This window comes from Algoriphagus terrigena DSM 22685 (genome assembly GCF_000429445.1).
Lineage (GTDB): Bacteria > Bacteroidota > Bacteroidia > Cytophagales > Cyclobacteriaceae > Algoriphagus > Algoriphagus terrigena.
Genome location: NZ_AUBW01000025.1, coordinates 1 through 14,593 on the forward strand (window position 1 = coordinate 1; position 14,593 = coordinate 14,593).

10 protein-coding genes are annotated in these 14,593 nt (G+C 49.4%); 5 read left to right on the plus strand and 5 right to left on the minus strand.

The window, feature by feature from the left end; genetic code table 11:
- Positions 1–378: 378 nt before the first annotated feature.
- From G459_RS0120105 to sucD, 4 genes are all read right to left on the minus strand, one after another.
- Complete coding sequence (locus G459_RS0120105) at positions 379–1,239, minus strand: ROK family protein (protein ID WP_035456505.1); 861 nt, start codon at positions 1,237–1,239, stop codon at positions 379–381.
- Positions 1,240–1,342: 103 nt separating this feature from the next.
- Entirely contained in the window at positions 1,343–3,670 is a 2,328-nt protein-coding gene (locus G459_RS0120110; RefSeq protein ID WP_026969249.1) for a PIG-L family deacetylase, read from the minus strand.
- A gap of 243 nt (positions 3,671–3,913) precedes the next feature.
- Positions 3,914–5,368, minus strand: a complete 1,455-nt coding sequence (locus G459_RS0120115; RefSeq protein ID WP_026969250.1) for a DUF294 nucleotidyltransferase-like domain-containing protein — start codon at positions 5,366–5,368, stop codon at positions 3,914–3,916.
- 121 nt (positions 5,369–5,489) lie between these two features.
- A complete protein-coding gene (gene sucD, locus G459_RS0120120; RefSeq protein WP_026969251.1) occupies positions 5,490–6,371 on the minus strand; it encodes a succinate--CoA ligase subunit alpha in 882 nt (293 codons plus the stop codon).
- Between the two features lie 114 nt (positions 6,372–6,485).
- Here sucD and G459_RS0120125 point away from each other — a divergent pair, with 114 nt between their 5' ends.
- From G459_RS0120125 to G459_RS0120145, 5 genes are all read left to right on the plus strand, one after another.
- On the plus strand, positions 6,486–9,944 hold the full coding sequence (locus G459_RS0120125; protein WP_026969252.1) for an ATP-binding protein: 3,459 nt from the start codon (positions 6,486–6,488) through the stop codon (positions 9,942–9,944).
- A 52-nt stretch (positions 9,945–9,996) separates the two neighbouring features.
- A complete protein-coding gene (locus G459_RS0120130; protein ID WP_026969253.1) occupies positions 9,997–11,172 on the plus strand; it encodes a hybrid sensor histidine kinase/response regulator in 1,176 nt (391 codons plus the stop codon).
- Between the two features lie 3 nt (positions 11,173–11,175).
- On the plus strand, positions 11,176–11,817 hold the full coding sequence (locus tag G459_RS0120135) for an ABC transporter ATP-binding protein (RefSeq protein WP_026969254.1): 642 nt from the start codon (positions 11,176–11,178) through the stop codon (positions 11,815–11,817).
- Positions 11,804–13,114: an ABC transporter permease gene (locus G459_RS0120140; protein WP_026969255.1), complete on the plus strand. Its 1,311-nt coding sequence runs from the start codon at positions 11,804–11,806 to the stop codon at positions 13,112–13,114. Before G459_RS0120135 ends, G459_RS0120140 begins: the two co-directional genes overlap by 14 nt.
- Positions 13,115–13,230: 116 nt before the next feature.
- Positions 13,231–13,668, plus strand: coding sequence for a hypothetical protein (locus tag G459_RS0120145; RefSeq protein WP_026969256.1), 438 nt, complete (start codon positions 13,231–13,233; stop codon positions 13,666–13,668).
- 38 nt (positions 13,669–13,706) lie between these two features.
- Here G459_RS0120145 and G459_RS0120150 read toward each other — a convergent pair whose 3' ends face one another.
- A complete protein-coding gene (locus G459_RS0120150; RefSeq protein ID WP_026969257.1) occupies positions 13,707–14,528 on the minus strand; it encodes an aminotransferase class IV in 822 nt (273 codons plus the stop codon).
- Positions 14,529–14,593 lie beyond the last annotated feature (65 nt).

Below are 14,593 nucleotides of genomic sequence, written 5' to 3' on the forward strand. Positions count from 1 at the left end.
AGCCGCCTATCATATTCTCAGGGACAATACCCCTTATAAAGAACCTCAACTCAGGCAGGAGATCATTGATGAACGAAGAAAAGCGGAAATGGAGCGCCTAGAAAAAAGGCTCCAAAAACTTAAATCATTAGCGTCCAACTAGAAAAGGTCGTCTTTTTTTTGGTGGACTATACCCCGAGCATAAAACTGATATCAGACGCTAAGCACCCACAGCTGTTGCCTAAGAGCACGTAGAAAAAACTTTTCTCTAAAGAAAAAACTTAGCCAAAACTGATGTCCTGGAACAACTATGGGGTAAGCTAACCAGACTTTCAGAAAAAAAAAGCGGTTTCTGAGAAACCGCCCTTTTTGACTAACTAAACCAACTTTAATGTTTTTTTAGGCTTCCACCATTATTTTTTCCACATCCACCAGAGCAACTGCCCCGTGGATCGCTGTCTCGTCGAGCTCTGAGATGAGAATCTTCAGGTTGGCCAATACCGTCGGATAAGCAAAGGTCTCCAGTGTCTTGAAGAGTGATCTTTTGAAAAGGGGATAGGTCTTGCGGATCGAGCCACCGAGGACGATCGCTTCGGGAGCCAGTCCGTACATGATCATCTTGAAGAGTTCGCCCAGGTGCTGACCAAACTCGTCGAAGGCCTGAATCGCTACCGGATCACCCGCCAGGGCCTGTTTTGCCAATGCCTTCGGCTTGCTGTTGTATACCTGGTGGAAGAATTTTCCACTGCAATAATATTCGAAATTGTGATCGAGGTAGGGAGCGCTGCACCATTCTCCGGCAGCGGAAAACAATCCGGAGTACAGGTGGCCATTGATCACAATGCCTCCGCCGACTCCTGTGCCCAGCGTGATGCCTACCAAGTTTTTGAAGGGTTTACCCACCCCGTATTTATGCACACCGATGGCGAAGCAATTGGCGTCGTTGTTTACAAATACCGGTTTGGAAAACCGACCGGTCAGGAATTTTTTGAGTTCGACGTGCTGGAAGGACGGAATATTCGCCAGACCAAGGACGATTCCTTCACTGGAATCTACGAGGCCGGGAATGCCGATACCGATCCCCACAAAGTCATAATGCGAGTACGTGCCGATGAACGCTGCTATCGTCTCCAGGATGTGTTCCTTGCTTTCCTGAGCAGGCGTGGGAATAGAGCGAATGTCTTCGAGATGTCCTTTGACCAAAACCCCGCCTTTGATGCTGGTGCCTCCGATATCTAATCCTAGTATGGCTTTTTCCATTCGCAATGGTCTATGTAATCAAATGAATAATTGGTTTAATGCAGAAAGCCGCCGGAAAATTCCCGACCGCTTTCTGAATAGGTTTGGTAGCTTTTGGAATGGCTTATACCATTCCGTCGATTGATTTCTCCAGCTCTCTGGCTGTGGCCAAAAACTCTTCCACATTCATGTCTCTGAAGAAAATGAGGCCGTGACTCGCTCTTACTTTTGCCCGATCGTGCTGGTAGAAGTAATTTTTGCCGAGCAAAAGCTGGATGTCGTTAAGTTGTCCTACCCAGGTACGCTTAGCCACGGTGCTGAACTTACCGTTGTGTGCGTAGCTTGGGAAGGAAGCATTGACCTGGCTTAGGTAGCAATTGGAGAAGGAATCTTCCATTACAGACATGTCTCCCAGGGAAACCGGCACGATCACGTTCGCTTCGTGTGGCTCAAACTTGAACCAGACGTTTCGATAACCGATGATTCGCAGATTGCTGGTGTCATGCTCCTGACTCCATTTCTTGACCGCCTCAGCGGTCGCCTGGAGTACTTTGTAGTGGGTATCAGGGCCGGAACCTTCTGGATCCAGGGTTAAGCTGATCTTTGTCGGCTTGATCTTGCGGAACATGTCCACGATCGGATCCACATCGCGGTTTTTGTCCGGCTGCTCGGTAAAGATATCTCCGGTGTAGAAGCCCAGTCTGAGGTGGTGAACATTCTTCACCTGCACACCAAAGTGCGCCCAGACCAGCTCTTCCTCAAACTCCCGGATCATGCCCTTCACTTTTTGGATCTTCGCGGGATTTTTCTCCCCGTCGTAGGAGTTTTTCAGTACGCTGATGACTTCGTTGATCGTCTCACGCAGTTGCGTTTTGTTTTTGACACCATAGACGATTACCAACGCTCTTACCACCCTGTGACAAAGTCCACGCTTGCGGGCATCGGGATTTTCCGAGGCAACATTGGTGAGGAAATGGTAGACGTCCTTGTCGGTCTTGAGGCTGTAGCCCACTTCGAAGAAGTCTTCGAAGTTGACCATTTGGATCTTGCCTTCGTCCAGCAGTCTTTTTGTAGTCTGCAAGGTGTCGATCACAAAGGTGTTGGTCACCGCCGTGAAGCCAGAAGTCAAGACTGAGAAGTGCGCTTCGTTGCTGGGCTCGTTGAGTTGATTGGTGATGTGCGGCAGGATACCGAGCGAGATGTCGTCGTGGTGCGGTCCGGTGTGGAGTAGCACCTCATTGCTCTCTTGTTCGAGCCCTTTTGCAAGCTTGGCCTCGGCTGCCTTCATCACCTGATTGACGGTGTCTTCGTTGAGTCCGGGAATCAGCTTGGTGTATTTGTCAGCTTTTAGATCTCCGATTTTGATGCGGTGACCGTATTTGTTTAGCTTTTTGCAAAGCTCCAAGACGGCCCTTTCAGTTTTCTCAAAGGTCCACTCGCCTTTTTGGTAGTAGGAATCCAGCGAGTCTGTGAGCTTCACTGCTGCACCTTTGGTCAGGTAGAAGCGGCCGTTTTTCAGTTTTTGTAGGACGGTCGCGGGATAGACATTGTTCAGAGGAGTCTCCAGAGAGTCTCTGACAATGCCTGCTTTGGCTTCACCAGCCGCAATGATAATCCCGACTGCGTCAGGATTGTAAACGATCGTATCCAGACCGATGGTCATCACCAGTCGGTTGGCAGAGATTTCGATGCCGCCGAGATCGCCCGCAGCGACCGCTTGGGTCTCAAAGTTAGTGTCAGTCAGTCGGGTCACCGAGAAGATGTGGGAACCGCGGGTGTTGAACGCGATGTGTCCATCGGGACCAATGCCGCCGAGGAAGAATCCAATTCCGCCCTTGTCACGGATGCGCTGCTCGTAGTCTCCGCACCACTGGTCGATCATGTAGATCGATTTCTGCTGGATTTTTTCCTGATCGCTGATCGGGTCGCGGAATCTCAGCGAGAGATCAACCTTCAGATCAGGAAATACCTGACTGAAATGCAAGCCGTCAGCCAGTGGGATTTCGTCGGAGTTGATCAGGATGGCTTTTTCCTGGGACAGACCAAAACCCTGGATGTAGAATTTGTTGACGTAGTCGAAGAAACTGTTGTGCTGCTTGGAGGAAATCGGGTAGAATTCATCGATCTGCACAAAAGTCAGATCCTTTAGAACTGGCTTTTTGCAGGCTCCCAAACCGTATTTTTCCCGGACTTCTTTGCCTTTTTTGTTGTCCCAGTTTTCCAGTAAATGTTGTGTCCATTTGATAAAAAACTCCGGGGATTTACCGGTTGGCAAGCTGATGACTCCTTCCGGGTTTTCGGCTACCCACTCCAAAAAACGGCAGGCGGTGAGCAGGCCCAGTTTAGGGAAATTGTCAACGAGGAGGTAAGGAATCAGGGTCGAGATTTTATCTACTCCGGATTCGGCCAGAAAAGCCTTTTCAACTTCGGAGAGAGGATACTTACTGAGCATACTGGTGAGACAGTTTAGTGATGTAAGATTTATTGTCAGTGTATTTGGTGTTTTCAGTTCATCCGTAGAAGACTTTGCGGCTTTCTACCAAATTAAAGTTTGAAAGGAAGGGAAACGCCCAACTTTAGCGCGAGATCCTCGCTGCGTTTTGCAATTTATTCTTTCAAACAAAATTAAAAAACTTTGGTAAACAAAAAACAACTTTTATAAAAAATTTATGAAAGTATTTATGAAAGGAGAAAATTATAGACTTCTGGTAAATGAAATTTTTATCCGGGCCTGGAATTCTTCGATAACTTTAAAAATCTCAATCAGCGTCACTTGTTGGACTTTGGTGAGATCTTTCAGTTTCAGATAGTTCTTGGGCTTCCGGTGCTGATCCAAGATCGACCGGGACTGATTTTCCAATCTCAACCCCATCAGGTAGTCAAAAGCGTGGATCAGTTCCAAGGCTTCTTTGGCGGTGAATACACCTTTTTCCTTCAGTAAATTGATCCGGTCGGTTGTATTCGTGTCATAGATTCGGTACTTGAGCGCATAGACTCTCGCCAGATCGACGATGGGTCGCATGGTCTGCTTGAGGTTGAGTTGCTTCTCGCCGTCGATTTCTTCAGTTCTGATCTTTCGGAAAAAAGTCAGCGGCGCTTGGTACTGCAGGGCATTGTGTCCGAGATTGATGAAAAACCGCTCCGGGGCTTTTTCCAAAAGTTCCCCCATGTAGTTTTTCAATTCGGTCAGGATCGAAAGCTCGCCATATATGGCCCGGCAATCGAAGAAAGTCGAATAGTTCATCGCGGTCTCCTGCGACGCATCTGAAATCCACGTGTCGTAGTTGCGCTTCCAGTGGGAAAGCGAGTGTGTCCACTTGGGATTCATGGCCATCAGATCCCCCTCGCAAAAGACAATACCGATGCTGTCCAACGCAGTGGAGACCCGCGTGGCAAAGTCCAAAAAATAAGCGCGAACCTCCTCCCGGTGTTCGTTGGCTTTGTCCTCGTAGATGATCGCGTTGTCTTGATCAGTCTTGAGTGTGAGTTCACCCCGTCCTTCGCTGCCGAGTACAAAAAACACAAACTTGGCCGGCGCTGGACCGATCTCTTTGATCACCCGCTCGATGACGCGCTGGGTAATCGTGTCCGCTACCGTGGTGATGATCTGGTTGACAAGGCCGGCTTTCATTCCCCGGCTGATCAGTAGATGGATGATCTCGGGCATCTTGGCCCACTTGTCGGCCAACTCTGAGATTTGTCGGGCCTCTTTGACGGATTGGATAAACATAAACGGCCCCTGACTTTGCTCAGTGAGTACTTTTGTTCTGCTGATCCATCCCAGATATCCTTCTTTATTTTTCACTAAGAGATACCGCGCTTTGGTCTGAAACATCAGCAGGAGCGCCTCTACCAGAGATGCATCGGGAGTGATACTGACCAGGTCGGTTTCCATGATCAGGCTGACGGGGGATTCCGTCGGGAGGCCTCTGGCCAGCACCTTGTCGCGGAGTGTCAGGTCGGTGATGTAGCCGGAGATCTCCTGTGTTGACTCCCCAATGAAAAGGCAGCTGACTTTTTCCGTTGCCATCTTTTCGGCACAGTTCCGAATCGACTCCACGGGAGGAGCCAGGCGGATGCTTCGCACATTCAGCTCCTGGACTTTTTTGGAATAAAACTGATCGGAGACAAAAAAGCCGGGCTTCTGCATGGACTGAAAATACGAAATGTGATCAGGATTCTTTGCGCCGTAACGCAAAACCGCCCCGGATTTTTGATCCGAGGCGGTTGTTATGGATTTCGAGTTTTTTTGACTCGATCAATTTGTCAAATCAAGCCAGCACTCCGAGGGCCTTGGCCATCGTTACGCCGATTTCGGCAGGAGAGTCTACCACATGGATTCCGTTTTCTCTCATGATTCGCATCTTGGCTGCTGCGGTATCGTCGGCTCCGCCGATGATCGCGCCCGCGTGACCCATTCTGCGTCCGGCTGGAGCAGTCTGTCCTGCGATAAATCCTACTACCGGCTTTTTGTTGCCATTTTCGCGGATCCATTTTGCAGCCTCAGCCTCGTAATTACCGCCAATCTCACCGATCATGACAATTGCGTCGGTCTCAGGATCATTCATCAACAGCTCGACAGCCTGCTTGGTGGAGGTACCGATGATCGGGTCACCGCCGATGCCGATGGCTGTGGATACGCCCATTCCGGCTTTGGCTACCTGATCAGCAGCTTCGTAGGTAAGGGTTCCTGACTTGGATACGATTCCGATGCGGCCAGATTTGAAGACAAAGCCCGGCATGATGCCTACTTTGGCCTCGCCTGGTGTGATGACGCCCGGGCAGTTTGGTCCGATCAGGATGCAGCCTCTCTCCTTGATATAGGGCTTGGCCGTCATCATGTCTGCAACTGGAATCCCCTCGGTGATCGTGATGATTACTTTGATACCGGCATCCGCAGCTTCCATGATCGCATCTGCCGCAAAAGCCGGCGGAACAAAGATGATGGAAACATCTGCACCGGTCTTCTGCACTGCTTCTTCTACAGAATTGAACACGGGTTTTTCCAGATGGGTGGAGCCGCCTTTGCCAGGAGTCACACCGCCGACTACGTTAGTGCCGTATTCGATCATCTGCTGTGCGTGGAAGGAGCCTTCTGACCCAGTAAATCCCTGTACGATTACTTTAGAATATTTATTGACAAGTACGCTCATGCTTCGGTTTTATAAAGTTTGGCACAAAAATAAAAGAAACCACCCGCTGACAAAAGAAAAGCTAAACAATCTCGGGGGAATTTAGCGAGCGAAATCTTTTCCTATTTTCGTTTCATGTTTAGTTGGACATCACGCACGTTACTTTTTACCCTGATCTTTCTATCGATCAATGGGCTTGTCGGTGCGCAGAGTTTTAAGTTTAACGTCCAGCCAAAAGGAGTCAAACTACCGACCCAAAATGTATTAGGAATAGAGCAGGACTCCTTGGGCCGTATGTGGTTTACCACATCGAGGGGGGTGGTGTATTCGGATGGTATTCAGACGTATGAGTTGCCTGATACGCTGATCGCCCGGTTCAACTATCGCATCGACGTCGCCAAAGACGAAGACGGGACGATGTGGCTTTACAATGGCAACGGTGTTCCCGTATTGGTGAAGTCAGTAGGTGAGGGATGGGAAGAAAGCTCCTTTCCAGCCGGGCTGGCCGAGCAATACTCTCCGGGGACTGGCTTTTTTACAGTAGGAAAGGGGAGCGGTAAGTATTTCTTTATGGACATCGGCAGCCATCTTCTGTATTGGAAAGAAGGAGACGTGGACAAGTTCATTGTGGAAAGGGACCTGCTGAAAACGGGCAGATTGGCCTCGGTTCTGGAAAATTCGGCTGAAGTGATCCTCAATTTCGAACTGGGATCTTTTAAGTTTAAGGAAGGAACGCTGACACCCTATGAGTATAGGGGGATTCCTCTGCCTTCGCCTCCAGTAGTCGTCAAGAAGTCTCCCCATTCGGGTGAGTTTTATTTTTTGGGGAGAAACTACCTGGCCAAAGGTCCGAAAGCAGAGTTTCCTACTGAGATTGTCAGTCAAGGATTTACCAGCGGAGCGATAGTGAATGATGATTTTTTTTCGCTTGAGTTTTCCGGGGAAAACGTCTTCTATCATTTCAACTCTCCGCTCTGGAAATACAACCCCTCACGAAACCGTCCCGTGGTAATCGATCTCGAGAATATCTTCCACGCGACATCCATTCAGACCATTTTTCTGGACCGTGAGGGGATTCTTTGGGTAGGTTCCAGCAGAGGCATGGCCAACAACAACAGTCAGGTCTTTCAAAACTACGGAGGGGAGGTTACTGAGTTTCTGGGCGAGGAGTTGACTGCTGTGTCGGATTTGGGAGATGGCTCTTTTCTGTTTGGCTTCAACAACGGGATCCAGATTTTTAGCCGGAGGGATATCAAAACCATCTACAGCGATCCATTCCAGATCGGGCTGCCAAATTACCGGATTGTCAACTTTTCCAAAGAAGGAGAAAGCAGGACCTGGTTTTCCGCCAACTACGGAGGAGTGGGGGTTTTTGACCATAAGACACAGCGGGTCACGCTCATGCCTCCTCCAAAAGAAACGAACATTAGCTTTGTTCAGGTTGTGGGCGACAGCTTGTTGATCACCTCTGGCAAGCGGATATTTATTGCGCCGACGACCTCGCGGGGTAGTCAACTGTATTCGCGGGAGTTAACGCAAGAGATCGATTCCCTGCTGGGGAAAACGCCCTTTTTTTATAGAAAGGCAGGGAAGGTAAAAAATGGGAAGATCGTCGTCTTGAGGGCGAGTAAGCTGGAAAACCGGTATCCCATCGCCGAGACATCGAGGTATCTTTTGGCAGAGGGCTACGATTTTCTGGAGTTGCCGGACGGAGGAATCTTGCTGGGTACCGAGTTTGGCCTGAAGGTCTATCGCGAAGGGTATCTTGGTTTTTATCTCCATCAGGGCAAGTCGATTACCAATTCTGTTTTTGCCTTGATGAAAGACAGCCGGGGAAATATTTGGGCGGGGACTGATGATGGGGTATTTGTGCTCGGGGAGGGAAAGACCCTGCACTACAACGAGAAAAATGGTCTGGTGGGAGATGAGATCAACCGGGGAGCGCTGGTAGAGGCCGCCTCGGGGAGGATCATGATCGGCACGCAAAAAGGCCTCTCCATCTACTTTCCAGAGGAGGAATTTTACGCGGCAGGAGCGCCCCAAGTTTATCTGACTTCCGTGAAGTTGGGTGCGGAGGAGATTTTGGGAAAGAAGAAATCCAGGATCCCCTATGCACAAAACCTCCTGCAAGTTGATTTTTTGGCAGCGGGATTCAACGAGGCCAGGGAATTGTGGATCCATTACCGGCTGAAGAATTCTGAAAATGCAGCTTGGACTATCCTGAAGAAACCCACCTCAAATCAGCTGTTTTTCAGCAATCTTCCCGCGGGTGACTATCAGTTTGAGCTCAAGGCGTCCTATGACGGGGAGGATTTTTCTGAGACCGTTCTTTCCGCACCATTCGAGATTCGACCTCCTTTCTACCTTCAGGCTTGGTTTATCGTGGTCTCAGTTCTTTTTTTGGTGGGATTGGGTGTCTTGATAGACCGGTTTTTCAGACAGCTTCAAAACCTAGGCTCGCTGAAGACGGCGGTAGACCGCGAAAGCAAAAGGAAGGAGAGCGCTGAACGGCAGTTTAAGAACGTCTGGACCAGTTCGCAGGACGGGATGCTACTGACGCTTGAAGGTGAGTCGATATTGACCGTAAATCCCGCATTTGCCAAGATGATGAAGTGTACCGTCGAAGAACTGGAGGGAAAGACGATCTGTGTGCTGTTTAACAATGACGAGCATCAGGATTTTTTTCTGGACGTTTTGCTAAAGCGCGTTCGGATGTCGCCAGGGAACGGGATTTCCATTGAAACACCCATCCAATGGAAGACGGGCCTTCTGGAGATGGACGTGTATTCGGTCATGCTGGACGACGACTATCGGGGTAGGGGACTCGTGCTCTCGGTCTTCAAGGATATCTCGGCACAGAAATCCGTCCAGCTCAAACTCATGGAAGCCAAGGAGAAAGCAGAGCAAGCAAACCGATTCAAGTCCAGCCTGCTGTCCAATCTCAGCCATGAAATCAGGACGCCGCTCAATGGAATCATCGGCGGGACTGAGCATATCAAGATGAGCCGAAGTGATGACCAGGAGCTCCAGTCCCAGCTTGACATCATCCTACAAAGCGGTGAGCGGCTGCTGGGGACGATCAATTCCCTGCTCGATATCGCCAAAACCGAAGCCAACAAGATGCCTGTCATCTACACCAAAACAGAGGTCAGGGAGTTTTTGGAGACCATCATCAAGCCGCTCAAGGCAGTGGCGGCGAGGAAGAAGCTGACGCTTGAGTTTAAATTTTTGGGACCTTCTTTTCAGGCAAACGTAGACCGGAGATTTCTGGAGATCATTCTCAACAACCTGATCAGCAACTCCACCAAGTATACGGAGGTGGGGACGATCGTCGTCGCGGTTGAGCGGGTGGATGATCAGCTCCTGCTGGAAGTGACCGACTCTGGAGTTGGAATTTCAGCCGATTTCCAGAGTAGGATGTTTGATCCTTTCGAGCAGGAAAGCGACGGGCACACCCGGCTATTCGAAGGTACCGGGCTCGGGCTGAGCATCACCCGGAATCTGGTCAATCTCATGGGGGGAGAGATTCAAGTTTGGAGTGCAAAAAACGAAGGAACCAGAGTCTTAGTCAAAATTCCATTGTTCGACACGTAATTTTTGTATTTTCAAACCCGAAATGACCTCACCCCTTTTCGCCATCTAGCCCATGTTTACATTGAAAATCCTGATTGTCGAGGACGATTCGGTTTCTGCTCTTTTGCTTCAGCGAGCACTCGAAAAAAATGCCCACCAGATAGTGGGAATAGCGGATACCGGCGAAAAGGCCCTTGACCTCCTGGAGGAAAATCTGGTGGACATCGTGATGATGGATATCAACCTTGCCGGTGAGCTTGACGGAATCAAGACCACCGAGATCATCAACGAAAAGTACGATATCCCCGTCGTGTACCTGAGCGCGAGCTCAGATGCAGAAACGCTCAACAAGGTCGTCGGCACGAACCCGAGTGCGTACGTGATCAAGCCGTTTAACATCAGGGAGCTGAACATGGTGATCGAGTTGGCCATCTTCAAAGACCGAAAGGAAAAGGAACTGCAAAAGCTGAACAACGAACTCGAAGAAAAAGTAAAGCAGCGTACGGCCGAGCTGTACGAAGCCAATAAGGAGCTGACCAAAGCCCTCGAAAAAGAAAGGGAAATCAATGAACTGAAGTCCCGGATCGTACTCAACGTGTCCCATGGATTTAAGACCCCGCTCACTTCGATCCTGAGTTCTGCCCAGCTACTGCAGATCTATGCGGAAAAGGACCATCCCTTCAAGCAGAAGATCAGCAAGCATTCCTTCAAGATCGAGCATTCAGTCCGCGCCTTGAACAATCTGCTGACCAGCGTACTGTTCTTTGGCAAAGCAGATGAAAACAAGCTCGAATTCAGGCCCAAGAAGATATTTTCCGCAGCCTTTGTCAAGGAACTGCTGGATACGGTCAAGGCGGGAATTGACAACGAGGTGACCATCAAGACAGAAATAGGAGAGCTGCCCAAGACGATCACTTCTGATCCCGAACTTGTCTATCAGGTTTTTGAAAATCTGCTTTCCAATGCTGTGAAATACTCAAAGGATGGCAAACAGGTCGATTTTAAGTTGGCGATCGAGGACAATAAACTCCTTGCGCAGGTGACTGATAAGGGGATAGGAATCCCAAAGTCTGAGCAGAATAAGCTGTTTGACAGATTTTTCCGTGCCAAAAATGTCGGCATCGTGGAGGGATCCGGGCTTGGACTTTCTATTGTCAGAAAATGCCTTGACGTTTTGAACGGGGACATTACTTTTGAAAGTGAAGTGGGCAAGGGAACCACTTTCTTTGTTACCATTCCTGTGAAATAAAAGATGTTGTTACAAACAAGCGCATTGCATTATGCCCATCCCGGGCAGCCCGCGATTGCTTTTCCCGCGATCAAGCTGGACGCCGGCGAGGCACTCCTTGTTTTGGGGAAATCCGGAAGCGGCAAAACTACGCTACTCAATCTTTTGGCGGGTCTCCTGCATCCGCAAACTGGCGAAATCAAACTCGATGGCGTTGCGATGTCGTCCCTTTCGGGCCAGGCTTTGGACGTGTTTCGAGGCAAAAACATCGGGATCGTTTTTCAAAAGCCCCACCTGATAGCAGCCCTAAATGTCCGGAAAAACTTAGAACTGGCGCACTTTTTCAGTAAAAAGAAGGGGAAGGACATCGGTCATCTGCTCTCGGAGCTTGGGATTGGTGCCAAAGCAGAATCTTCTGTTCAGACCTTAAGTGAGGGAGAAAGCCAGCGGGTTTCCATCGCCAGAGCCCTAGCCACGAGTCCCAAACTGATTCTTGCGGATGAGCCCACTTCCAGCCTGGACGATGAAAATACCGAAAAAGTCATCCGGCTTTTAACATCACAAGCCTCCAAGATCGGCGCGGCGCTGCTGATCGTTACCCACGATCAGCGGGTGAAGAACCATATTTCCAACTTTATCGAAGTCAAGGCTCATGAATCTGTTTAAGATCAGCTGGAAATACCTGACCTTCCGCCCGCTTTCCACGGGTTTGAATATCTTTTTGTTGGCACTCGGTCTGGCGATCATCACGGTTTTGCTCTTGATTCAGGATCAGTTTGAGAAGAAGATGAATCAGGATGCTGCCGGAATCGATCTGGTCGTGGGCGCAAAGGGCAGCCCGCTTCAGCTGATCCTTTCGTCGGTTTACCACATTGATTTTCCGACAGGAAATATCAAGATCGAGGAAGCAAAAAAGCTGTCCAGAAACCGGCTGGTGAAGAATATCATTCCTTTGGCTCTAGGCGACAACCTCGAAGGATTTCGGATCGCCGGAACCAATCAGGATTATCTGAAGCTGTATGGCGTCGAGTTCTCTCAGGGCAAGACTTGGGAGCTCCCTTTTGAAGTAGTGCTCGGATCCGAAGTCGCCGCCAAAACTGGCCTGACAGTCGGCTCTGAATTTGCCTCAAGCCATGGGATCAGTGTTGGGAGTCATGCCCACGATCAGCACAATTTTGTTGTTTCGGGTATTCTCGCACCGCGCGTCAATGTCGTGGACAGATTGATTATGACCAGTATCGAATCAGTATGGTACACCCACGATGAAGAGCCAGAAACCGTTGAATCTGAAGGTGCTACGGAAGGAGAAGTGGCTGATGTAGACGGTGATCAACTGATCCCTGATTCTCACGAAGAGGATCACAATACTAAATTTCATCAGGAAGTTTCCAAAACCGGATTTCCAGCTTCGGATCAAGATCGGGAGGTGACGACCTTGCTCATTCAATACCGAAACCCAATGGCGGCGATTCAGTTGCCGAGGATGATCAATTCAGGTACATCGATGCAGGCAGCTTCTCCTTCTTTTGAGATGTCCCGACTGTTTGAGTTGCTGGGTGTCGGCATCAGCCTTCTTCAGGGCCTGGCGGTGGTGCTGGTGTTGGTTGCGGGACTTGGGATCTTCATTGCGCTGTACAATTCGCTCAAAGAGCGGAAATACGATCTGGCAATCTTGAGAGCGCTCGGTGCGTCACGGGTTCAACTATTGGTTTTGATCTTTTTGGAAGGCCTGATGCTGACTTTCCTAGGAGCGGTACTGGGGATAGCTTTGGGCCATACGTTTCTCTGGCTGCTGGTCAATCAGAGCGAGCAGAGCGTCGTCACGGCGATTCAGCCCTGGATTTTTTTAGAACAAGAACTTTGGATCCTCGTTTATGCGTTGTGCGTCGGGGTGGTGGCGTCCCTTATTCCGGCCTGGTCAGCTTATCAAACAAGTATTGCAAAGCAACTGACAAAGGCGTAACTAGCGGGCAAAATTGGGAAATCGTTTTGAAATAGAGCAGGTTGCGGACCGTACACGCTTGGATGATTGGTAACTGTGCAATATTCCGCAGCCTTTAAAAGACAAATTATAATCATATGAAAAAGTGGGGAGTGGTTTTGGGTTTTGCGTTGATTTTCAGCTTGGTGAGTTTTGCTTCCAGTGCTCAGGGAGTGTGGAAAAGCCTGACAGAGGTGTCCTATAAGATCAGCGAAGACCAATTTGGTGAGTTGTACGTCCCTGTTTTTTCTGAGAATATCAAGAAGCTGGAAGGGAAAGAGGTTGAGGCGGATGGCTACATCATCCCTTTTGAAGGCATGTTCAAGCCAGAGCACATTATCCTTTCGAGTCTGCCGTTGGCTGAATGCTTCTTTTGCGGGTCGGGCGGTCCCGAGACGGTGATGGAAGTCATGCTGACCAATCCGATCAAGTACACGTCCAAGCGGGTCAAAGTGCGTGGCAAACTGACCTTGAACACCAAGGATCCCGAGAAGCTGATGTACATCCTCAAAGAGGCCAGATTGATCCTGGAATAAATGCAAAAGCCCCGAAATTCTCGAGGCTTTTTTTGTGTTTAGGCGACTGTTTCCATTTCCAATTTCCTGAATTTCTCCAAGATCCCCTGCGTTACTGGGCCGGGGGTTCCATCTCCGATGATTCGGTCATCCAACCGAGTGACAGGCAGCAAGATCTTGGTCGTGCTGGAGATGAACGCTTCGTCGGCTTCCCACACTTCCTCCAGCGATATCGGTCGGATGACCACATTCCCGGCGATTTCAAGGATTTTTTTGCGGGTGATTCCCATGAGGATATGCTGATCAGGAGTGTGGAGAACACGGTTTTTCACGATGAAGAAATTACTCCTGGAGCTCTCACTCACCCAGCCGTTCCAGTGATAGAGTACATCTTCCGCGCCGAGTCTTTTCCAGTTCACACTATGCCATACCGGAAGGGTGTAGTTGGTCGTCTTAATATCAGCAATCGGTCTCACGTACTCCAATGTCAACAATTTGATCCCCTCTGTGTATTTTTCCTCCGAGGGCAGGGTCAGGGCTTCTGCGAAGATGAAGAGCTTTCCTTCTGCCGGTGAAAAATGGTTTTCGGAGATTCCACCGCTCAAGACCATCCTCAGGCCTCCGTCATGGAGATCGTTTTTTTCGATCAACTCAGCGATGATTTGGCGCAGCTGCTCTCGGGTGTAGGGGAGAGGGATGTGGGTTTTTTCGGCAGAAGCAATGAATCTGTCCAGATAGTGCTCGAGAAATAGCGGCGTAGATCCAGAAGTGCGGAAGAAATCAAAAATCCCAAAACCCCTGATCAGTCCCAGATCCATAGGGTGGATCGTGGCAGATTCGGTAGGGATAATTGCTCCGTCGGCAAAGCAGAATGGTTTCATAGAGAGGAGATTGATATTCAAAATTAGCATCAAAACCCGTTTTTTTCAGGCGAAATAATTTCAAA

Excerpts from the sequence above, each read along its gene's own strand:
- G459_RS0120105 (WP_035456505.1), bottom strand. The coding sequence starts at position 1,239 with ATGGAAAAAGCCATACTAGGATTAGATATCGGAGGCACCAGCATCAAA.
- G459_RS0120110 (WP_026969249.1), bottom strand. The coding sequence starts at position 3,670 with ATGCTCAGTAAGTATCCTCTCTCCGAAGTTGAAAAGGCTTTTCTGGCC.
- G459_RS0120115 (WP_026969250.1), bottom strand. The coding sequence starts at position 5,368 with ATGCAGAAGCCCGGCTTTTTTGTCTCCGATCAGTTTTATTCCAAAAAA.
- sucD (WP_026969251.1), bottom strand. The coding sequence starts at position 6,371 with ATGAGCGTACTTGTCAATAAATATTCTAAAGTAATCGTACAGGGATTT.
- G459_RS0120125 (WP_026969252.1), top strand. The coding sequence starts at position 6,486 with ATGTTTAGTTGGACATCACGCACGTTACTTTTTACCCTGATCTTTCTA.
- G459_RS0120130 (WP_026969253.1), top strand. The coding sequence starts at position 9,997 with ATGTTTACATTGAAAATCCTGATTGTCGAGGACGATTCGGTTTCTGCT.
- G459_RS0120135 (WP_026969254.1), top strand. The coding sequence starts at position 11,176 with ATGTTGTTACAAACAAGCGCATTGCATTATGCCCATCCCGGGCAGCCC.
- G459_RS0120140 (WP_026969255.1), top strand. The coding sequence starts at position 11,804 with ATGAATCTGTTTAAGATCAGCTGGAAATACCTGACCTTCCGCCCGCTT.
- G459_RS0120145 (WP_026969256.1), top strand. The coding sequence starts at position 13,231 with ATGAAAAAGTGGGGAGTGGTTTTGGGTTTTGCGTTGATTTTCAGCTTG.
- G459_RS0120150 (WP_026969257.1), bottom strand. The coding sequence starts at position 14,528 with ATGAAACCATTCTGCTTTGCCGACGGAGCAATTATCCCTACCGAATCT.